The following is a 20,828-nucleotide window of genomic DNA, read 5'->3' as shown; positions in this document are numbered from 1 at the left end:
TGCCAGAGCGGGTCGTGCTCGTGCCTCTGGTTTCGGTCTGCGGGCTACCGGCACGCCCGCGGTGCGTACGGCGGGCGGCGACCGGCTGGCGACCGCCGGGCGCCAGGGCCGCCGAAATCGGTCAGCGGGCCAGTGCCTGCCAGAATGGGGCCATGTCGTCCACGCAGTCCTCGGCCGGGGCCAGCACCCCGGCGACGGCCCGCCCGCGGGTCCTGTCCGGCATCCAGCCGACCGCCGACTCCTACCACCTCGGCAACTACCTGGGTGCGGTCCGGCAGTGGGTGGACCTGCAGAACGACTACGAGCCCTTCTTCTTCATCGCCGACCTCCACGCGATCACCGTCGAGCAGGACCCGAAGGTCCTCCGGCAGCGCACGCTGCGCGCCGCGGCGCAGCTGGTGGCGGCCGGCGTCGACCCGGAGCGGTCGGCGATCTTCATCCAGTCCCACCTGCCCGAACACGCCCAGCTCGGCTGGGTGCTCGAGTGCATGACCGGCTTCGGCGAGGCCCGCCGGATGACGCAGTTCAAGGACAAGTCGGCCAAGGGAGGCGAGGGCGCGTCGAGCGTCGGCCTCTTCGCCTACCCGATGCTCATGGCCGCCGACATCCTGCTCTACCGCCCGCAGTACGTCCCGGTGGGAGAGGACCAGCGCCAGCACCTCGAGCTCACCCGCGACCTCGCGCAGCGCTTCAACAGCCGCTACAAGAAGACCTTCCGGCTGCCCGAGCCCTACATCCTCAAGGAGACCGCCAAGATCTTCGACCTCCAGGACCCGACCAGCAAGATGTCCAAGTCGGCCTCCAGCCCGGCCGGGATCATCGACATGCTGGACGACCCGAAGGTGAGCGCCAAGAAGATCCGCAGCGCCGTCACCGACTCCGAGACGGAGATCCGCTTCGACGAGGAGCAGAAGCCGGGCGTCTCGAACCTGCTGCGGATCTACTCCGCGCTGACCGGCACCGAGGTCGACACGCTCGTGGAGAAGTACGCCGGCAAGGGCTACGGCGACCTCAAGAAGGACCTCGCCGACGTGGTGGTCGAGTTCGTGACGCCGTTCCGGGCGCGCACCTTCGAGCTCCTCGACGATCGTGCCTACCTCGACCAGGTGCTCCGCAGCGGTGCCGAGAAGGCCGGCGCGGTCGCCCGGCGTACGCTCGCCGACGTCTACGACCGGGTGGGCTTCGTCCCGGCGGTCCAGACCACCGACCGGTAGGGTCGCCCGCATGCGCACGATCGGTGTGGCCGTCGCGATCCCGGAGCCGTGGGCGACCCAGCTGCAGGACTACCGCACGTCGGTCGGCGACACGACCGCGTCGATGATCCCGACCCACATCACGCTGGTGCCGCCGACCGAGGTCGCCGAGGAGCTGCTGCCGGACGTCGAGAAGCACCTCGAGGAGGCCGCGGCGGCGGTCGACACCTACACCGTCCACCTGCGCGGCACCGGCACGTTCCGGCCCGTCTCGCCGGTCGTCTTCGTCGCGCTGGCGGAGGGGATCTCCTCTTGCGAGCAGCTCGCCGACGCCTGCCGCCGCGGGCCCCTCGACGTCGACCTCACCTTCCCCTACCACCCGCACGTGACGGTCGCCCACGACCTCGCCGACGAGGCGCTCGACCGCGCCTTCGCCGAGCTCGCAGACTTCGAGTGCCTCTTCACCGTCGACGCGTTCCACCTCTACGTCCACGACGAGGACGACGGCTGGCGGCCGACCCGCGAGTTCGGGCTCCGCTCCCGCGTCTGCCGCTGAGCGGTCGCCGTGGCGAAGGTCGTGGACCGGATCCGGGAGCGGGTCCAGGAGGCGCGACGGGACCACCCGTCGGTCGACCGGCTGGTGCGCACCCAGGAGCACTACGGTCGCGTCTCGGCGGGGCAGCAGGCCGGCGCGATCACGTACTTCGGCTTCCTGTCCGTCTTCCCGATCCTCGCACTGTCGTTCTTCGTGGTGGGGTACGTCGCGAAGGTCTATCCCGATGCCCGGGCCGACCTCCTCGACGCCGTGGAGCGGGTCCTGCCGGGGCTGGTCGGGAGCCAGGACGGCCAGGTGCCGCTGTCCACGATCGAGGACGCCGCCGGCGCGGTCGGCCTCGTCGGCCTCGCCGGCGTGCTGTACGCCGGCCTCGGCTGGGTCGACAGTGTCCGCTCGGCGCTCCAGGTGGTCTTCGAGGTGCCGCGGACGGCGCAGCCCAACTTCTTCATCGGGAAGGCCCGGGACCTCGTCACCCTGGTCGTCCTGGGGGTCGTCCTCCTCGTGGCCGTCGCTGTGACCGGCTTCGTCGCCGGCTTCTCCACCGACGTCCTCGACTGGCTCCACCTCTCCCGCCGGCTCGGCTGGCTGGTCGTCGTGGTCACCGTCGTCCTCGGCCTCGCCGCCAACGCGGTGCTGTTCTTCGCGATGTTCGTCCTGCTCGCCCGCCCGGCGACGCCGCGGCGGTCGCTGTGGGAGGGCGCCGCGCTCGGCGCGGTCGGCTTCGAGCTCCTGAAGCAGCTCTCGAAGTACCTCCTCGCCTCCACCCGCGGCGAGCCCGCGTTCCAGGTCTTCGGAATCGCGCTGATCCTGCTGGTCTGGATCAACTACTTCTCCCGGGTCATCCTGTACGCCGCCGCGTTCGCCCACGTCTCGCCGGCCGCCCGCCGGTCCCGCGAGCGGTCGTACGCCGCCGACCCGGTGCAGGGGCCGCAGACGCCGTCCCTCGACGTACCGCCGGTCGCGCCGCCTCCCGTCCGCGCGCCGGGGCCGGTGCCGGCCTTCCTCGCGGGGGCGGGCACGATGGTCGCTGCCCTCGCAGTCCTCAAGAAGATCGGAAAGAAGCAGAAGTGAAGCAGTCGAAGAAGGACGCCGCGGTGCTGCTCGGCGTCGGGGCTTGGAACATCGCCATCTGGAGCAACTTCGCGAAGAACCTCGTCAGGACGGCGAAGGACCCCGAGCAGTCGCGTCCCACGCCGTACTACGTCGCCCACGGCGTCCTCGTCGCCGTCGATGTCCTCATCGGCGGCCACCTCGTGAAGATGGGCGCCAAGGGCCTGCTCTCGAAGTCCTGAGCATGGTCGACGAGGGGCTCGAGTCAGCCCGCGAGGCCGGGTGGCGGGAGCTGGCCGAGATCGACGCGGCGTACGAGCGTGGCGACCTCGACCGGGCGGGCTGGCACGACGCGGTTCGCGCGGTCATCGTCCCGGCCTACCTCGCGGCCGCCGACGTACGCGGTGGATCCGGGCACTCCGGTACGGCGGACGACTGGGAGCGGACCCGGGGTCCCCTGATGGCTGCCATCACGCGGGCGGGCGACTTCCTCGATGTCGGTTGCGCCAACGGGCTCCTCATGGAGTCGGTCCACCGCTGGGGCGCCGCCCGCGGACTCGCGATCGAGCCTTACGGCGTCGACATTGCCCCGGAGCTCGCCGACCGCGCGCGCCGGCGCCTGCCACAGTGGGCGGACCGGATCTGGGCGGCGAACGCCGCCGACTGGGTGCCTGCGCGGCGCTGGGACTACGTCCGGACCGGGCTCGAGTACGTCCCGGACGACGCCGAGGAGGGGTTCGTCGCCCACCTTCTCGAGGCGTCCGTCGCGCCCGGCGGGCGCTTGGTCGTCGGCAAGACCAACGAGCGTCGCGGCGACGTGCCGATCGGGGATCGGCTCCGCTCCTGGGGCCACCGGGTCACCGGGGAGCTACGGCTCCCGCATGCGCACCCGGGACTGCTGATGACGTGGTACTGGGTCGATGCCTAGGTCCGCACTTCCGGACAGGTGTGGGGAAATGCGTGCGGTCGACTGCATCCGGGCGCGCACTCTCCCGCATTTGCACGGTTCTGACTGACGGCGGCGCCCCCCGGATAGCACGAGGGCCGCCTCCCGAGCGGGAGGCGGCCCTTCGGCGTACGGCTGGGGCTGCTGCGGCTCAGTGACCGGTGCGCATGGCGTGGCGCAGGTCCTTGTTGAGCTGCGAGATCACGTCGAGCGGGATCTCCTTCGGGCAGGCGGACGCGCACTCGCCGATGTTGGTGCAGCCGCCGAAGCCCTCGGCGTCGTGCTGGGCGACCATCGAGGCGACCCGGGTGTAGCGCTCCGGCTGCCCCTGGGGGAGCTCGCCGAGGTGGGTGACCTTGGCGCCCAGGAAGAGGGAGGCCGAGCCGTTCGGGCAGGCGGCGACGCAGGCGCCGCAGCCGATGCAGGTCGCGACGTTGAACGCCCGCTGTGCCTTGTCGCGCGGTGCCGGGACCGAGTTGGCCTCGGGGGCCGAGCCGGTGTTGGCGGAGATGAAGCCGCCGTTCTGGATGATCCGGTCGAACGCGCCGCGGTCGACGACGAGGTCCTTGACGACCGGGAAGGTCGCCGCACGCCACGGCTCGATGGTGATCGTGTCGCCGTCCTTGAAGGAGCGCATGTGGAGCTGGCAGGTCGTGGTGACCTCCGGACCGTGCGCCTGGCCGTTGATCATCAGCGAGCACATGCCGCAGATGCCCTCGCGACAGTCGGAGTCGAACGCGACCGGCTCCTCGCCGCTGGTGACGAGCTGCTCGTTGAGAAGGTCGAGCATCTCGAGGAAGCTCATGTCCTCCGACACGCCCTCGAGCGTGTAGGTGTGCATCGAGCCAGCGGAGGCAGCGTCGGGCTGTCGCCAGATCTTCAGGGTCAGGTTCATTACTTGTAGCTCCGCTGCTTCATCTCGATGGCGGTGTAGATCAGGTCTTCCTTGTGCAGGACCGGCGAGCCGTCCTCGCCGCCCCACTCCCAGGCCGCGACGTAGGCGAACTCGTCGTCGTGGCGCAGCGCCTCGCCGTCCTCGGTCTGCGACTCGGCGCGGAAGTGGCCGCCGCACGACTCGCGGCGGTTGAGGGCGTCGATGCACATGAGCTCGCCGAGCTCGATGAAGTCGGCCACGCGGCCGGCCTTCTCGAGGTCCTGGTTGAGCGACTCGGCGGAGCCGAGGACCTTGACGTTGGTCCAGAACTCCTTCTTGAGCTCGCGGATGAGGCCGATCGCCTTCTTCAGGCCGTCCTCGGTCCGCTCCATCCCGCAGTACTCCCACATGATCTTGCCGAGCTCCTTGTGGATGGAGTCGACCGATCGGGTGCCGTTGATGGACATGAGCTTGTCGATCCGCTCGCGGACGGAGGAGAGCGCCTCCTGGACGGCGGGGTGCGACCCGTCGATCTTCTCGAACGGCCCGTCCGCGAGGTAGTCGCGGATCGTGTTCGGGAGGACGAAGTAGCCGTCGGCGAGGCCCTGCATCAGCGCCGACGCGCCGAGGCGGTTGGCGCCGTGGTCGGAGAAGTTGGCCTCGCCGCTGCAGAACAGGCCGTCGATGTTGGTCTGCAGGTCGTAGCCGACCCACAGGCCGCCCATGACGTAGTGCACGGCGGGGTAGATGCGCATCGGCACCTCGTACGGGTTCTCGCCCGTGATCCGCTCGTACATGTCGAGGAGGTTGTCGTACTTCTCCTCGACGGCCTCCTTGCCGAGCCGCTTGATCGCGTCGGTGAGGTCGAGGTAGACGCCGCGGCGTACCCACTTCTCCTCGCCGTCGAGACCGACCTCCTTGACCGCGGGGCCGACGCCGCGGCCCTCGTCGCACATGTACTTGGCCTGGCGGGAGGCGATGTCGCGGGGGACCAGGTTGCCGAAGGAGGGGTAGATCCGCTCGAGGAAGTAGTCGCGGTCCTCCTCCGGGATGTCACGCGGGTCCTTCTCGCAGTCCTCGGCGCGCCTCGGCACCCAGACCCGGCCGTCGTTGCGGAGCGACTCCGACATCAGGGTCAGCTTCGACTGGTGCTCGCCGGTGACCGGGATGCAGGTCGGGTGGATCTGCGTGTAGCACGGGTTGGCCATGTAGGCGCCCTTGCGGTGGGCGCGCCAGGTGGCGGTGACGTTGGAGCCCATCGCGTTGGTCGAGAGGAAGAAGACGTTGCCGTAGCCGCCGGTGGCGAGTACGACGACGTCGGCGAGGTGGGTCTCGAGCTCGCCGGTGACCATGTTGCGGGCGATGATCCCGCGGGCCTTGCCGTCGACGACGATCAGCTCGAGCATCTCGTGGCGGGTGAACTGCTCGACGGTGCCGGCCGCGACCTGGCGCTCCATCGCCTGGTAGGCGCCGAGCAGCAGCTGCTGGCCCGTCTGGCCGCGGGCGTAGAACGTACGAGACACCTGGACGCCGCCGAAGGAGCGGTTGTCGAGGAGGCCGCCGTACTCACGGGCGAACGGGACGCCCTGCGCGACACACTGGTCGATGATGTTCGCGGACACCTCGGCCAGGCGGTAGACGTTCGACTCGCGGGAGCGGTAGTCGCCGCCCTTCACCGTGTCGTAGAAGAGGCGGTAGACCGAGTCGCCGTCCTCCTTGTAGTTCTTGGCCGCGTTGATGCCGCCCTGGGCGGCGATCGAGTGGGCCCGGCGCGGGGAGTCCTGATAGCAGAACGACTTCACGTTGTAGCCCGCTTCACCGAGGGTGGCAGCCGCGGCGCCACCGGCGAGGCCGGTGCCGACGATGATGACGCTCAGCTTGCGGCGGTTGGCCGGGTTGACCAGCCGGTTGTCGAACTTCCGGTTCGTCCAGCGGGTCGCGATCGGCCCGGTGGGGGCCTTGGGGTCGACGAGCTTGTCGCCGAGGACGTAGTAACCCGCGGCGTCGTCTGACTTCTGGACCGGGGCCTCGTTGGTCGGGTGCAGGCCCGACAGGTCGAGCGTGGATGCCATGACCGAGCTCCTTTAGTCGATGACGCCGAAGAGGATGAACAGGGGAACCAGCGAGAAGCCGCCGGCGATCACGATGGCCACGACCCAGCCGAACACGCGGGCACGGGCGCGAGACGCAGCGGTGCTCGTCCAGCCGAGCGTCTGGCAGGCGCTGAAGGTGCCGTGGTGGAGATGGAAGCCGAGGGCGAGCATCGCGATGAGGTAGATGACGGTCATCCACCAGGCGTCGCCGCTGAAGCTGTCGACCAGGAGGCGGTAGGGGTTCTTCGTGATCGCGTCGCTCTGGTCACCGGCCGGGTTGATCTTGAGGATCGTGAAGTGGAGCAGGTGCCAGATGACGAAGAGCAGCAGCGTCAGGCCGCCCCAGCGCATCGTGCGCGAGGAGAGGGAGCTGTGGACGTTCTTCTTCACGGCGTACTTCACCGGCCGCGCCCGGTTGGCGCGGGCCCACAGCACGACCGCCGACCACACGTGGGCGACGAGCGAGACGATGAGGACCGCCCGGATCACCCACAGCGCACCGGCGTACGGGAGGATCGGGGTCGCGACGGTGCGGATGTGCTCGGAGTACGTGTTGTAGGCGCTCTCACCCTGGAAGGCCTTGAGGTTGCCGTACATGTGCACGAGCACGAAGAGGATGAAGATGATCCCGCTGGTCGCCATCAAGAGCTTGAGCGCGATCGTCGAGCGCGTCGACCGCGCTCCCTTGATCAGAGTCGTGGTTGCCACGGGGCAGCACGGTACTCGCATCTTTCAGGCGCCTGTCAGGCGGGGAGTGTGACATCCGCCCTGTTACCCGCGGGTTAATGGTCGGCGCATCGTCAGGCTGCGGGCTGCTCCGAGCGGTGGAGGAGGCGGACGAGGAGCTCGTCAGCGGCGGTCGTCCAGCCCCGCGCGGCAGCCACCTCGCGGCCGCGGCGGCCGAGCAGTGCGCGGTGCGGGTCGGCCGTGACGGCGGTCAGGGCGGCGACCAGGTCCCGCTCGTCGCCAGGCCCGTAGAGCAGGCCGGTCTCGAGGTGCTGCACGATCTCGGCCGCGGCGCCGGCCCGCGGCGCGACCACCGGGAGGCCGCTGGCGGCGGCCTCGCGCAGGACGTGGCCGCAGCCCTCGCGCTCGCCCGGGTGGATCAGGACGTCGAGGCTGGCGAGCGCGACCGCGAGGTCCCCGGTGCCGAGCGGCCCGGTGAACCTGGCGTCGACGATCCGCTGCTCGAGCCAGCCGCGCTGCGGCCCGTCGCCGATCACGACCGGCCGGATGCCGGGGACAGCGCCCAGAGTCGTCAGTCGGCGTACGCCGTGCGGCTTGGCGAGGCGGCCGGCGTACCCGACGACGACCAGGGGCGTCTCGCGGGACTTGGCCCGCGACCAGTGGCCGTGGAGCCAGGTGTCGCGCAGCGCGGGGGAGAAGGCGGCGGTGTCGACGCCGGGGAGCCACAGATCGGCGCGTACGCCGAGCTCGAGCAGCACGGTGCGCAGCCAACGGCTGGTGACGAGCACGTCGTCCGCGTGCGCCGCGACCCGGTCGGGCCAGGCCTCGTCATCGACTGCCGACTGTTGTACGACGGCGGTGCGGACGCCCCAGGCGCGGGCGTGCGCGAGCGCCTTGCGGCCGATCCGGCGCGGGTCGAACGAAACGACCATCTCGGGACCGAAGACGTCGAGCGCGTCGCGCACCTGGCGCCCGGTCTTGGCCAGCGGACTGACCCGGGCGACGGTGCTCTTGCGATAGCAGGGCAGCCCCGGCCCCGGCGCCACGAACGAGACCTCGTGGCCCGCCTCGATCATCCGGTCGGCGACAGCTTTCACCGTGGTGGTGACGCCGTCGATGGAGACCCCCGCGAAGAGGGTCTCGGTCACGAGCGCGATCCGCATGCCTCCACCATGCATCGCCCACGTGAGCGGAGCGCCAGCCTGAGGTGGATGTCGTGTGAACGTCTCTCGCGCTCCGCCCGGATCAGGGGCACTCTGGTTAACGGTCGTAAACGTCACACTCTGTGGCGCCCGCCACTCTCCCTTTCCTAAGGTGCCCGTCATGACCGACGCCAGCGCGACGCCACCACCGCCGGAGGCGCCGACCCCCGAGCAGGGCACGCTCGCCCTGGCCCAGCCCGAGGACGCTCACAGGCGCGAGGAGTGGGAGAAGGCGGCCGCCGGGGTACTCCGCAAGGTGGGTCGCCTCGCCGAGAGCGACCCCGACTCGGCGGTCTGGGACAGGCTGACGCGGACGACGCTCGACGGCCTCGCCGTCACTCCGTTGGGTACGCCGGCGGCGGCTCCGGTGCCGGGCCGGCGGCCGGCCCGGGCCGGGTCGTGGGACATCCGTGCGCTGGTCTCGGGCCCGGAGGCGAAGCAGGCCAACGAGGCAGCGCTCGCCGACCTCGACGGCGGCGTGACGTCGCTGTGGGTCTCCGCCGACGAGACCACCGACCTCGCCACCGTGCTCGACGGGGTGCTCCTCGACCTCGCGCCGGTCGTCCTGGACGCGCCGACGGCCACGAGCGAGGTCGCCCAGGCGTTCCTCACCCTCGCCCAGGAGAAGGGGATCACCCCGCACCCCGACGGCAACCTCGGCGCCGACCCGCTCGGCGCGATGCTGCGCGACCTCCTGGTGGCCGTCGACGAGGGCGTGGAGGAGCTCCGCGTCGTCGCGGACCTGGCCCGCGCCGCCGGCGTACGCGCGCTCGTCGTGGACGCGACCGCCGCTCACGACCTCGGTGCGAGCGACGCCCAGGAGCTGGGCTGGTCCGTCGCCGCCGGCGTCGCCTACCTGCGCTGGCTCACCGGCCACGGCCTCTCCGTCGAGGAGGCGGCGAGCCTCGTCGAGTTCAGGTACGCCGCGACCGACGAGCAGTTCCCGACCATCGCCAAGCTGCGCGCGGCCCGCCGGCTGTGGGCCAGCGTGCTCGAGCACTCCGGGGTCGCGGCGGGCTCGGCCACCGGCATGCGGATCCACGCGGCCACGAGCCGGCCGATGCTCAGCAAGTACGACCCGTACGTCAACATGCTCCGGGGCACCGTCGCCGCCTTCGCCGCCGGCGTCGGCGGGGCCGACGCCGTGACCGTGCTTCCCTTCGACAGCCCGCTCGGCCTGCCCGACGCGTTCGGCCGCCGGATCGCGCGCAACGTCTCGCACCTGCTCGTCGACGAGTCCCACGTCGCCGCGGTCGCCGACCCCGCCGGTGGCGCGTACGCCGTCGACCGGCTCACCGCCGATCTCGCCGAGGCCGCCTGGGTGGAGTTCCAGCGGATCGAGTCCGAATGGGAGGATGGCCAGGGCTTCGCCGCGTTCAAGGAGCGGGTCGCCGCGGTGGTCGAGCGCCGCCGGACCGAGATCGCCCGCCGCAAGCGGCCGCTCACCGGGCTCTCGGAGTTCCCGAACCTCGCCGAGGCGCTTCCCGAGCGTGAGCCCGACCCGCTCAACGACCGGGTGCGGCGCTACGGCGCCGACTTCGAGGCGCTGCGCGACGAGCCCGCCGCCCGGCCGGTCTTCCTCGCCACCCTCGGCCCGATCGCCCAGCACACCGCGCGGGCGACCTTCGCGACCAACCTCTTCGCCGCCGGCGGCATCGCCGTCGAGCTCGCCGGCGCCACGAGCGGCGTCGAGGACCTCGTCGGCACGTACGCCGCCGCCGGCGCGCCGCCGGTCGTCTGCCTGGCCGGGTCGGACGCGGCGTACGCCGACTGGGGCTCGGCCGCCGTCGAGGCGCTCCGGGCCGCCGGCGCCGCCCACGTGATCATCGCCGGGAAGCCGGACGCCGTGGACGCGGAGGTCGACGACGCCGCGTCCGTCGGCGTGGACGCGCTCGCGTTCCTGACCGCAACGAGGGAGAAGCTCGCATGACGATTCCGGCCAGTTTCCGCGGTCTGCCGCTGGCGGGCCCGGGTGGTCTCGACACGCGCTCGCCTAGTGGCTCGGGCGGCTCGACCACCGATGCGGTCGGCTCCTGGCACAGCCCCGAGGGCATCGAGATCAAGCCGCTCTACACCGACGGCGACGTGGCGGGCCTGGACGGGCTCGACACCTACCCGGGCCTGAGCCCGTTCCTGCGCGGGCCGTACCCGACGATGTACACGACCCAGCCGTGGACGATCCGCCAGTACGCCGGCTTCTCGACCGCGGAGGAGTCCAACGCGTTCTACCGGCGCAACCTCGCGGCCGGGCAGAAGGGTCTCTCGGTGGCCTTCGACCTCGCCACCCACCGCGGCTACGACTCCGACCACCCGCGCGTCCGCGGCGACGTCGGCATGGCGGGCGTGGCGATCGACTCGATCTATGACACCCGCACCCTCTTCGACGGGATCCCGCTCGACCAGATGTCGGTGTCGATGACGATGAACGGCGCGGTCCTCCCCGTCATGGCGCTCTACATCGTCGCCGCCGAGGAGCAGGGCGTACCGCCCGAGGAGCTGGCCGGGACCATCCAGAACGACATCCTCAAGGAGTTCATGGTCCGCAACACCTACATCTACCCGCCGCTGGCGAGCATGCGGATCATCGGCGACATCTTCAGCTACACCGCCCAGCGGATGCCGCGGTTCAACTCCATCTCCATCTCCGGCTACCACATGCAGGAGGCCGGCGCGACCGCCGACCTCGAGCTCGCCTACACGCTCGCGGACGGGGTCGAGTACATCCGGACCGGCCTCGATGCCGGCCTCGACGTCGACGCGTTCGCCCCGCGGCTGTCGTTCTTCTGGGCGATCGGGATGAACTTCTTCATGGAGGTCGCGAAGATGCGCGCCGCCCGCGCGCTGTGGTCGCGGCTGGTGAGGCAGTTCGACCCGAAGAACCCCAAGTCCCTGAGCCTGCGCACCCACAGCCAGACCAGCGGGTGGAGCCTCACCGCCCAGGACGTCTTCAACAACGTCGCGCGGACGTGTATCGAGGCGATGGCGGCGACCCAGGGCCACACCCAGTCGCTCCACACCAACGCCCTCGACGAGGCGATCGCGCTGCCGACCGACTTCTCGGCGCGGATCGCGCGCAACACCCAGCTGCTCCTCCAGCAGGAGAGCGGCACCACCGGAACCATCGACCCGTGGGGCGGCTCGTACTACGTCGAGCGACTCACCCACGACCTCGCCGAGAAGGCCTGGGCCCACATCCAGGAGGCCGAGCGCGCCGGCGGGATGGCCAAGGCGATCGAGCAGGGCATCCCCAAGATGCGCATCGAGGAGGCCGCGGCCCGCACCCAGGCGCGGATCGACTCCGGCGCCCAGAAGGTCATCGGCGTCAACACCTACCGGCTCCCGGCCGAAGACCCGCTCGAGGTCCTCAAGGTCGACAACGACGAGGTCTACAAGCAGCAGGTCGCCAAGCTCGACCGGCTCCGCGCGGAGCGGTCCGACGACGACGTACGCCGGACCCTGGAGGCGCTCACCCGTGCCGCCGGCTCCCAGCCCGGCCCCGGCCTGGAGGGCAACCTGCTCGCGCTCGCCGTCGACGCCGCCAGGGCGAAGGCGACCGTCGGGGAGATCTCCGAGGCGCTGGAGAAGGTGTGGGGCAGGCACCAGGCGGTGATCCGTACGATCTCCGGCGTGTACCGCGACGAGGCCACCGGCGCCGGCGACAGCAAGGTCGCCGCCGTCCTGAGGGCGACCGAGGAGTTCGAGGAGGCGGAGGGCCGCCGTCCCCGCATCCTGGTCGCCAAGATGGGCCAGGACGGGCACGACCGCGGCCAGAAGGTGGTCGTCTCCGCCTTCGCCGACCTCGGCTTCGACGTCGACGTGGGCCCGCTCTTCTCGACGCCGGAGGAGGTCGCCCAGCAGGCCGTCGACAACGACGTGCACATCGTGGGCGTCTCCTCCCTCGCCGCCGGCCACCTCTCGCTGGTCCCCGCCCTGAAGAAGGCGCTTGCCGAGCACGGCCGCCCCGACATCATGATCGTCGTCGGCGGCGTGATCCCGCCCGACGACGTACCCACCCTCGAGCGGATGGGCGCCGCCGCGGTCTTCCTGCCGGGCACGGTCATCGCCGACTCCGCGCTCGACCTGCTGGCCCGGCTGCGCGAGCAGCTCGGCCACTGAGCGGATGCCACAGATCGACCCCGACCAGCTCGTCGAACAGATCGCGGAAGGCAGGCGGGCGGCCGTCTCCCGGGCCATCACGCTGGTCGAGTCCAGCAAGCCGGCCCACCGGGAGATCGCACGCGAGCTGCTGGTGGCGCTCGAGTCGGTCCGCAACCGCGCCCCCGCCCGCGGCGGAGCCGCAGGTCGGCGGAGTGCCGTGCGCGTCGGGATCTCGGGTGTCCCCGGGGTCGGGAAGTCGACGTTCATCGAGGCGCTGGGCAGCCGGCTGACCGGTGAGGGGCACCGCGTCGGCGTCCTCGCCGTCGACCCGTCGTCGGTGCGCACCGGCGGCTCGGTGCTCGGCGACAAGACGCGGATGGCGCGGCTCTCGGTCGACCCGAACGCCTTCATCCGGCCCTCGCCGTCGGCGGGCACGCTCGGCGGCGTCGCCCGGGCGACGGTCCAGGCGATGGCGGTCCTCGAGGCGGCGTCGTACGACGTCGTGCTGGTCGAGACGGTCGGCGTCGGCCAGTCCGAGGTGACGGTGGCGGGGATGGTCGACACGTTCCTGTTCCTGACCCTCGCGCGCACCGGCGACCAGCTGCAGGGGATCAAGAAGGGGATCCTCGAGATCGCCGACGTCATCGCCGTCAACAAGGCGGACGGCGACCGGGAGCAGGAGGCGCGCGCCGCCGCCCGCGAGCTGGCCGGGGCACTGCGGCTGGTCCGCGCCAAGGGGGAGTGGGCGCCGCCGGTCGTCACCTGCTCCGCGCTGCACGACGTCGGTGTCGACGGCGTGTGGGACCAGGTGCTCGGCCACCGCGCCCACCTCGGCGAGGACGGACTGCGCGCCAAGCGGGCCGAGCAGCAGCTCGACTTCACCTGGGCCCTTGTCCGCGACGAGCTCGACCAGCGCCTGCGTCAGTCGCCCGGTGTGAGGGCCGTCCGCGACGAGATCCGCGCCGCCGTGCTCGCCGGCGAGCTGCCCGCCACGGTCGCCGCCGACCGGATCCTCGCGGCGTACGACGGTCGCTGACCGATACCCTGGGTAGGTCATGCCGACCGATCCCGCCACCCTGATCACCCAGTCGATCGTCCCGTCGGTCTCCCAGCACGAGGCCGAGCTGATCGACCTGCGCCGGGACCTGCACGCTCGCCCCGAGCTGTCGTGGCAGGAGCACCGTACGTCGGACCTCGTGGCGGAGCGGCTCGAGAAGGCCGGCTGGAGCGTGGAGCGGCTGTCCTCGACCGGCGTGGTCGCCGACCTCGGCACGAGCGGCCGACGGGTCGCCCTGCGCGCCGACCTGGACGCGCTCCCGGTCGACGACGACACCGACGACCCGTGGACGAGCACCGTGCCCGGCGTCGCCCACGCCTGCGGCCACGACGTCCACACCGCCTGCCTTGTCGGTGCGGCGCTCGCGCTGGCCGACCTCCACCGCGACGGCCGGCTCGACGGCGGGGTGCGGCTGCTCTTCCAGCCCGCCGAGGAGGTCATGCCCGGCGGCGCGCTCCACCTGATGAGCCTCGGCGTGCTCGACGACGTCGACCGGATCTTCGCGCTGCACTGCGACCCTGCCGTCGACGTCGGTCGGGTGGGGCTCCGCGCCGGCCCGCTCACCAGCGCCGCGGACCGGGTGCAGGTCAGGCTCACCGGCAACGGCGGCCACACCTCCCGTCCGCATCTCACCGGCGACCTCGTCTTCGCGCTCGCCAAGGTCGCGACCGAGCTCCCCGCCGTGCTCTCCCGCCGGATGGATCCGCGCTCCGGTGTCAGCGTGGTCTGGGGCGTCGTGAACGCCGGCCAGGCTCCCAACGTCATCCCGCGCACCGGGGTTGTCGGCGGCACCGTGCGCATCCTCGACAGCGACGCCTGGGCGGAGTGCGAGGCGGTGGTCCGCGAGGTGGTGACAGAGCTGGTCAGCCCCTACGGCGTGACCGCCGCTGTCGACTACCAGCGCGGCGTGCCGCCCGTCGTCAACGACGACCTGTCTCACCGCATCCTCACCGAGGCGGTCCGCGAGGCTCTCGGCGAGCGCGGCCACGCCGTCGCCGGCCAGAGCCTCGGGGGCGAGGACTTCGGCTGGTACCTCGAGCAGGTGCCCGGCGCCATGATGCGCCTCGGCGTGCGTACGCCGGGCGGCCCGACCTACGACCTCCACCAGGGCGATCTGCGGATCGACGAGCGGGCCGTCCCGGTCGGCGCGAAGGTGCTCGCGGGAGCGGCCGTCCGCGCCCTGGTCACCATGAGGTAACAACCGCGAAAAATATTCGAGCTACGGCGCTGAACGTCCGGTGGCCGCCACTATGGTGACCCGGTACGACCCGCCGGGCCGTACTTTCGCGTGAAATTTTTGTACAGGAGGAGCCGTGACCAAGACGGCACGTATTGCGGTGGTGGCGGTCGCGGCCACCCTCTCTCTGTCCCTGGCGGCCTGCGGAAGCAGCGACAGTGACGACAACGCCTCGGACGCGGGTTCCAGCGCCGCCGGAAGCTCCTCGAGCGCCTCCGCTTCGGCCAGCAGCACGGGCGAGACCTACCCCGACTTCAAGGCATGCATCGTCTCCGACACCGGCGGGTTCAACGACCACTCGTTCAACGAGACCTCGCTCGCGGGCCTCCTCCAGGCCGGCAAGACCTACGGCGTGCAGACCACCAAGCTGCAGTCCAGCGCCGACTCCGACTACGCCAACAACCTCAAGACGCTCGTCAAGCAGGGGTGCAACGAGATCACCTCCGCCGGCTACCTGCTCGCCGACGCCACCCTGGCGGCCGCGAAGGCGAACCCGAAGGTCGACTTCGCGATCATCGACAACTCCTACGGCAAGAAGATCCCCGCGAACCTGAAGGAGCTCACCTTCGCCACCGACGAGGGCGCGTTCCTCGCCGGCTACCTCGCCGCGGGGATGACCAAGTCGGGGACGGTCGGCACCCTCGGCGGCGTGCAGATCCCGTCGGTCACGATCTACATGGACGGCTTCATCAAGGGCGTCGCCCAGTACAACAAGGACAACGGCAAGTCCGTCAAGGTCCTCGGCTGGGACGGCAAGAAGGGCTCCTTCTCCAACGACTTCGGCGACGTCTCGAAGTGCAAGTCGATCGCCGAGACGCAGATCCAGCAGGGTGCCGACATCCTCTTCCCGGTCGCCGGTGGCTGCGGTGAGGGCGCCCTGCAGGCCGCGAAGTCGTCCGGCAACCTGGCCATCTGGGTCGACACCGACGGCTACACCTCCGAGGCCGACTACCGGTCGATCCTGCTGAGCTCCGTGGAGAAGCGGGTCGACACGGCCACCATCGCCGGCGTCGTCGCCTCGGCCTCCGGCAAGTGGACCAACAAGCCGTACGTCGGAACGCTGGCCAACGAGGGCGTCAGCCTCGCGCCGTTCCACGACTTCGACTCCCAGGTCCCGCAGGAGCTCAAGGACAAGATCGCCGACTACCAGAAGCAGATCGAGTCCGACCCGTCGGCGCTCGGACTCAGCTGACATCTTCGGCGGACGGCCGGGGCGGGCGCGAACCCGCCTCGGCCGTCGCTGCTCACGGGGCCAGCGGACGGTTAGGGTCGGTTCCGCAGCCCGAGCCGGCACGAGGGAGGTAGCCATGCGCCTGGAGATCCAGGGGTTGACCAAGCGGTTCGGTGACTTCACCGCGAACGACCACATCGACCTCACCATCGAGCCCGGCGAGATCCACTGCCTGCTGGGCGAGAACGGCGCCGGCAAGTCGACCCTGATGAACATGCTCTACGGTCTGCTGACGCCGACGGAGGGAAGGATCGCGGCCGACGGCCGGGTGCTGGACCTCTCCGGCCCTGCGGACGCCATCGCCGCCGGCATCGGCATGGTCCACCAGCACTTCATGCTGGTCCCGGTGTTCACGGTGGCCGAGAACGTCATGCTCGGTCACGAGTCCGTACGCCGCGGCGGCGTGCTCGATCGGAAGACGGCCGCCACCAGGGTGCGCGAGCTCTCCGACCAGTACGGCCTCGCCGTGGACCCCGACGCGCTGGTGGGCGACCTCCCGGTCGGCGTCCAGCAGCGGGTGGAGATCATCAAGGCGCTGGCCAATGACGCCGAGGTGCTGATCCTCGACGAGCCGACGGCCGTGCTCACCCCCCAGGAGATCGAGGAGCTCATGGACGTGATGCGCCGCCTGCGGGAGCGGGGCACCTCGATCATCTTCATCACCCACAAGCTCCGCGAGGTCAAGGCCGTCGGCGACCGGATCTCGGTGATCCGCCGCGGGAAGGTCGTGGGCACCGCCGAGCCCACCGTGCCGGAGGCCCAGCTGGCCGAGATGATGGTCGGCCGCAGCGTGCAGCTCGTGGTGGACAAGAAGCCGGCGGCCCCGGGCGCCGTGGTCCTCGAGGCGCGCGACATCGTCGTCTACGACCCGCGCGGCCACGAGGTCGTCAAGGGTGTCGGCTTCGAGGCGCGCGCCGGGGAGATCCTCGGGATCGCCGGCGTCCAGGGCAACGGTCAGACCGAGCTCATCAAGTCGCTGCTCGGCCTGGTCGCGCCCGACGCAGGATCCGTGCTGCTCGAGGGCCGTGACATCACCCGGGCCGGGCCGCGGGCGAGCCTGGAGTCCGGCATCGGCTTCATCCCCGAGGACCGCGGCCACGACGGCTACGTCGGATCCTTCTCGGTCTCGGAGAACCTCGTCCTCGACCTGATCCGCGACGAGCGGTTCTCCACCGGCCCCGCGCTGAGGATGTCGGCGATCGAGCAGAACGCCCGCGAGCGGATCGAGCAGTTCGACATCCGGACGCAGGGCCCCTCCGAGCCGGTCACGTCCCTGTCCGGCGGCAACCAGCAGAAGGTGGTCGTCGCCCGGGAGCTCTCCCGCCCGCTCAGGGTGCTCATCGCCTCGCAGCCGACCCGCGGCGTCGACGTCGGCTCGATCGAGTTCATCCACCAGCGGATCGTCGCCGAGCGGGATGCCGGCACCGCGGTCATCCTCGTCTCCACCGAGCTGGACGAGATCTTCGCGCTCTCGGACCGGATCGCGGTGATGTACGACGGCCGCATCGTCGCCACCGTCGCGCCGGACGTCACCCGCGAGAGGATCGGCCTCCTGATGGCCGGCGCCTACGACGAGGAGGAGTCCGTGGCATGAGCGGGCCCGTCGAGAAGGCGCCGGGCACCGCGACGCGGTCGCCACGACGCTCGCCGGTGTCGTCGGCGACCGTGGCGCGGGTCGTCCAGGGAATGCTGCCCTCCGCGGTCACCACGCTGGTGGCGGTGGTGCTGGCCCTCGTCGTCGGCGCGCTGCTCATCATCTTCACCGACCCCGACAGCCTGCACGCCCTCGGACGCGGCGACATCGGCTTCGTCCTCCAGCGGGTGGGCGACTCCTACCGTGCGCTGGTCTCCGGGGCGGTGGGCGGCGGCAGCCAGATCTCCACGACGCTGGAGTACGCCGCCCCGCTGGTGTGTGCCGGGCTGGGCGTGACCCTGGCCTTCCGCGCCGGACTCTTCAACATCGGCGCCCAGGGGCAGCTGATCGCCGGCTCGGCGCTGTGCGCGTTCGTCGGCTTCCACTGGCACATCCCCGGCGTCGCCCACCTCCTGGTGGCGCTGATCGCCGCGGTGGTCGGCGGCGCGCTCTGGGGCGCGATCGCCGGGATCCTCAAGGCCCGCACCGGCGCTCACGAGGTCATCACCACGATGATGCTCAACTACGTCGCGAAGTACGCGCTGTGGTATCTCCTCACCAAGCCCGCCTGGATCCGTCCGGGTCAGACCAACCCCACCTCCCCGAGGGTCGACGACAACGCCCTCTTCCCGAAGATCCTCGGCTTCCACAGCGGCGTGCTCCTCGCCCTCGTCGCGGCGATCGGCGTCTGGTGGCTGCTGGAGCGGACGACCTGGGGCTTCGAGATGCGCGCCGTCGGCGTCAACCCGGAGGCCTCCCGGACCGCGGGCATGAGCATCGCCCGGGTGACCACGGTCGTGCTCACGCTCGCCGGCCTGCTCGCCGGTCTGGGTGGGGCGATGCAGATCCTCGGCCAAAACAACGACCTGACCCAGGGCACCGGCGGTTCGATCGGCTTCGACGCCATCACGGTCGCCCTGCTCGGCCGCGCGACGCCCCTGGGCACCGTCCTCGCCGGCGTCCTGTGGGGTGGCCTGCAGACGGGGTCGGCCTCGATGCAGGCGGCCGCGGGCACGCCCGCCGAGCTCACCGAGGTCATCCAGGCCCTCATCGTCATGTTCGTCGCCGCTCCGGCGCTGGTGCGCGAGATCGTACGACTGCGGGTCATCAGCAAGGAGCAGACGCTCGCCACGAAGGGGTGGGGTGGATGACAGCCGCTGTGACCGACCCGGTCGCGGGCGGCGCGCCCGCGCAGGTGCGCGACCGCGCCGACGTACATCGCCAGGTGAAGCTGGTCGTGGCCAGTGTCGTGGCCGCCGCGCTGCTGCTGTACTTCTGGCTCTCGACCAGTGATCCCCACGTGCTCTTCGGCGCCCAGCAGAGTGCCGGCGGCTGGCTGGGCGGCGGCGGCGCGAGCAAGCCGCCGAAGAACATAGACATCACCCCGATCCAGATCACGTGTACGGCGATCGCGCTGGTCGTGCTGGTGCTGGCGGCGCTCAACCGGGTGCCGCGAGGCTGGCGAGGCGGCCTGGTCTCGCTGCTGCTCGGCGCGGCGTTCTTCGTCGGCTTCTATCTGTGGAACTTCGTCGACCAGTCGAGCAGCGGCACCCAGGTGACGGTGGTCGAGCCGTTCAGCCAGGGCATCCACTACGCCACGCCGATGGTCCTCGGCGCGCTCGCGGGCTGTCTGTGCGAGCGGGCGGGTGTCATCAACATCGCCATCGAGGGTCAGTTCCTGCTGGGGGCGTTCCTCTCCGCGGCGGTCGCCACCCTGGCCGCCCACATCCACGGCATGCCCGAGCAGCTCAGCTCCATCCTGGGCATGGCCGGGGGGATCCTCGGCGGGGTGGCCATCGCCGCACTGCTCGCTCTCTTCGCGATGCGCTACCGGGTCAACCAGGTGGTGGTGGGCGTCGTGCTGACCGCGTTCGCCACCGGACTGACCTCGTTCTTCTACGGCCAGCTCCGTGGCAACGAGAGCGCCAACGCCTGGCTCAACCGCCCGGTGCTGCTCGACGACGTGGGCATCCCCGGCCTGGACAAGATCCCGTTCGTGGGGAAGATCCTCTTCCAGCAGACGGTGATCGTCTACGTGATGTACGTGGCGATCGTCGGTGTCTGGTTCCTGCTGTTCCAGACCCGCTGGGGGCTGCGGGCTCGCGCGGTCGGCGAGCACCCGACCGCTGCCGACACCGTCGGCATCAAGGTCAACCGGCTGCGGTGGCAGGCGGTCCTGCTCGGCGGCGTCGTCGCCGGCCTGGGTGGCGCGGCGCTGACCGTCGGCGACACCGGCCCCTTCCAGCAGGACATGTCCGCGGGCAAGGGCTTCATCGCCCTGGCGGCCGTGATCATGGGCCGCTGGCACCCTATCTGGGCGACCTTCTGCGCGCTCTTCTTCGGCATGATGGTCAGCCTCCAGGTGCAGTTCAACACCGTGCAGCCCGCGGCGTCGTACCTCTTCACCGCGATGCCCTACGTCGCCGTGATCGTCGCCGTCGCCGGATTCCTCGGCCGCGCCCGTCCGCCGGCGGCCGACGGCGAGCCGTACGAGACGCGCTGATGGGCACCGGATCCGTGGACTGGGACGACCTTCGCGCACACGCCGTCGACGCGATGGGGCACGCCTACGCGCCGTACTCCCGCTACCCCGTCGGCGTCGCCGGTCTCGTCGACGACGGCCGGGTCGTGACCGGTTGCAACGTCGAGAACGCGTCGTACGGCGTCGGGCTGTGCGCCGAGTGCGGCATGGTGTCCCAGCTGCACCTCACCGGCGGCGGTCGGCTGACCCACGTGGTCTGCGTGGACGGTGGGGGCGAGCTGCTCATGCCGTGCGGCCGGTGCCGCCAGCTGCTCTGGGAGAACGGCGGACCCACGTGCGAGCTGCTCACGCGGTCCGGGGTGAAGCGGATGGATGAGGTGCTCCCCGACGCCTTCGACCTGGAGCATCCTGCATGAGCGAGCACCAGCGAGCGACCATCGAGCCTGTCAGGCCGCCGCGTCAGTATCCTTGCTGCTCTTCCACGGACGC

Annotated in this window: 18 protein-coding genes; 14 read left to right on the top strand and 4 right to left on the bottom strand. The window is 71.0% G+C overall.

The genetic code is table 11. From position 1 onward, the window contains the following. The first annotated feature begins 152 nt into the window (after window positions 1-152). Genes trpS through ABLE53_RS17110 form a run of 5 tightly spaced genes read left to right on the top strand, consistent with a single transcriptional unit; the run spans window position 153 to window position 3,727 of the window. On the top strand, window positions 153-1,214 hold the full coding sequence (gene trpS / locus ABLE53_RS17130; RefSeq protein WP_348860279.1) for a tryptophan--tRNA ligase: 1,062 nt from the start codon (window positions 153-155) through the stop codon (window positions 1,212-1,214). 10 nt (window positions 1,215-1,224) lie between these two features. Next, a complete protein-coding gene (locus ABLE53_RS17125; RefSeq protein ID WP_348860278.1) occupies window positions 1,225-1,749 on the top strand; it encodes a 2'-5' RNA ligase family protein in 525 nt (174 codons plus the stop codon). Window positions 1,750-1,758: 9 nt separating this feature from the next. Further along, window positions 1,759-2,820, top strand: coding sequence for a YihY/virulence factor BrkB family protein (locus ABLE53_RS17120; RefSeq protein ID WP_348860277.1), 1,062 nt, complete (start codon window positions 1,759-1,761; stop codon window positions 2,818-2,820). Beyond that, window positions 2,817-3,041, top strand: coding sequence for an SCO4848 family membrane protein (locus ABLE53_RS17115; RefSeq protein WP_348860276.1), 225 nt, complete (start codon window positions 2,817-2,819; stop codon window positions 3,039-3,041). The genes ABLE53_RS17120 and ABLE53_RS17115 overlap by 4 nt, the downstream gene beginning before the upstream one ends. 2 nt (window positions 3,042-3,043) lie before the next feature. Further along, the gene (locus ABLE53_RS17110) at window positions 3,044-3,727 is read left to right on the top strand and encodes a class I SAM-dependent methyltransferase (protein WP_348860275.1); all 684 of its coding nucleotides are present in this window, start codon (window positions 3,044-3,046) and stop codon (window positions 3,725-3,727) included. A gap of 169 nt (window positions 3,728-3,896) precedes the next feature. On the opposite strand, the gene ABLE53_RS17105 is transcribed toward ABLE53_RS17110, so the two are convergent. The 4 genes from ABLE53_RS17105 to ABLE53_RS17090 form a co-directional block, all read right to left on the bottom strand. Continuing rightward, window positions 3,897-4,640, bottom strand: a complete 744-nt coding sequence (locus tag ABLE53_RS17105) for a succinate dehydrogenase/fumarate reductase iron-sulfur subunit (RefSeq protein ID WP_348860274.1) — start codon at window positions 4,638-4,640, stop codon at window positions 3,897-3,899. Beyond that, window positions 4,640-6,691 carry a fumarate reductase/succinate dehydrogenase flavoprotein subunit gene (locus ABLE53_RS17100; protein ID WP_348860273.1) on the bottom strand — a complete coding sequence of 684 codons (2,052 nt, stop codon included), beginning with the start codon at window positions 6,689-6,691 and terminating at the stop codon, window positions 4,640-4,642. The genes ABLE53_RS17105 and ABLE53_RS17100 overlap by 1 nt, the downstream gene beginning before the upstream one ends. A gap of 12 nt (window positions 6,692-6,703) precedes the next feature. Then, entirely contained in the window at window positions 6,704-7,420 is a 717-nt protein-coding gene (locus ABLE53_RS17095; RefSeq protein ID WP_348860271.1) for a succinate dehydrogenase cytochrome b subunit, read from the bottom strand. A 92-nt stretch (window positions 7,421-7,512) separates the two neighbouring features. Further along, window positions 7,513-8,562 carry a glycosyltransferase gene (locus tag ABLE53_RS17090; RefSeq protein ID WP_348860270.1) on the bottom strand — a complete coding sequence of 350 codons (1,050 nt, stop codon included), beginning with the start codon at window positions 8,560-8,562 and terminating at the stop codon, window positions 7,513-7,515. A 160-nt stretch (window positions 8,563-8,722) separates the two neighbouring features. Between ABLE53_RS17090 and ABLE53_RS17085 the strand changes: the two genes are divergently transcribed. The 9 genes from ABLE53_RS17085 to ABLE53_RS17045 all read left to right on the top strand — a co-directional run bounded on the left by ABLE53_RS17085 (window position 8,723) and on the right by ABLE53_RS17045 (window position 20,755). Next, complete coding sequence (locus ABLE53_RS17085) at window positions 8,723-10,531, top strand: methylmalonyl-CoA mutase family protein (RefSeq protein WP_348860269.1); 1,809 nt, start codon at window positions 8,723-8,725, stop codon at window positions 10,529-10,531. Continuing rightward, the gene (gene scpA / locus ABLE53_RS17080; RefSeq protein ID WP_348860267.1) at window positions 10,528-12,717 is read left to right on the top strand and encodes a methylmalonyl-CoA mutase; all 2,190 of its coding nucleotides are present in this window, start codon (window positions 10,528-10,530) and stop codon (window positions 12,715-12,717) included. Before ABLE53_RS17085 ends, scpA begins: the two co-directional genes overlap by 4 nt. Before the next feature lie 4 nt (window positions 12,718-12,721). Beyond that, window positions 12,722-13,735: a methylmalonyl Co-A mutase-associated GTPase MeaB gene (gene meaB, locus ABLE53_RS17075; RefSeq protein ID WP_348860266.1), complete on the top strand. Its 1,014-nt coding sequence runs from the start codon at window positions 12,722-12,724 to the stop codon at window positions 13,733-13,735. 19 nt (window positions 13,736-13,754) lie between these two features. Beyond that, a complete protein-coding gene (locus ABLE53_RS17070; RefSeq protein ID WP_348860265.1) occupies window positions 13,755-14,954 on the top strand; it encodes an amidohydrolase in 1,200 nt (399 codons plus the stop codon). A 115-nt stretch (window positions 14,955-15,069) separates the two neighbouring features. Further along, complete coding sequence (locus tag ABLE53_RS17065; protein ID WP_348860264.1) at window positions 15,070-16,185, top strand: BMP family lipoprotein; 1,116 nt, start codon at window positions 15,070-15,072, stop codon at window positions 16,183-16,185. Between the two features lie 115 nt (window positions 16,186-16,300). Continuing rightward, complete coding sequence (locus ABLE53_RS17060) at window positions 16,301-17,818, top strand: ABC transporter ATP-binding protein (RefSeq protein WP_348860263.1); 1,518 nt, start codon at window positions 16,301-16,303, stop codon at window positions 17,816-17,818. Beyond that, complete coding sequence (locus ABLE53_RS17055) at window positions 17,815-19,008, top strand: ABC transporter permease (protein ID WP_348860261.1); 1,194 nt, start codon at window positions 17,815-17,817, stop codon at window positions 19,006-19,008. The genes ABLE53_RS17060 and ABLE53_RS17055 overlap by 4 nt, the downstream gene beginning before the upstream one ends. Continuing rightward, window positions 19,005-20,360, top strand: coding sequence for an ABC transporter permease (locus tag ABLE53_RS17050; RefSeq protein WP_348860260.1), 1,356 nt, complete (start codon window positions 19,005-19,007; stop codon window positions 20,358-20,360). Before ABLE53_RS17055 ends, ABLE53_RS17050 begins: the two co-directional genes overlap by 4 nt. Further along, entirely contained in the window at window positions 20,360-20,755 is a 396-nt protein-coding gene (locus ABLE53_RS17045; RefSeq protein WP_348860258.1) for a cytidine deaminase, read from the top strand. Before ABLE53_RS17050 ends, ABLE53_RS17045 begins: the two co-directional genes overlap by 1 nt. Window positions 20,756-20,828: the final 73 nt, after the last annotated feature.

Origin of the sequence: Nocardioides asiaticus, assembly GCF_040049175.1 — a bacterium.
Taxonomy (GTDB): Bacteria; Actinomycetota; Actinomycetes; order Propionibacteriales; family Nocardioidaceae; genus Nocardioides; species Nocardioides cheoyonin.
The sequence above is the reverse complement of the archived record's forward strand: the minus strand, read 5'-3'. Positions and strand labels throughout refer to the sequence as shown.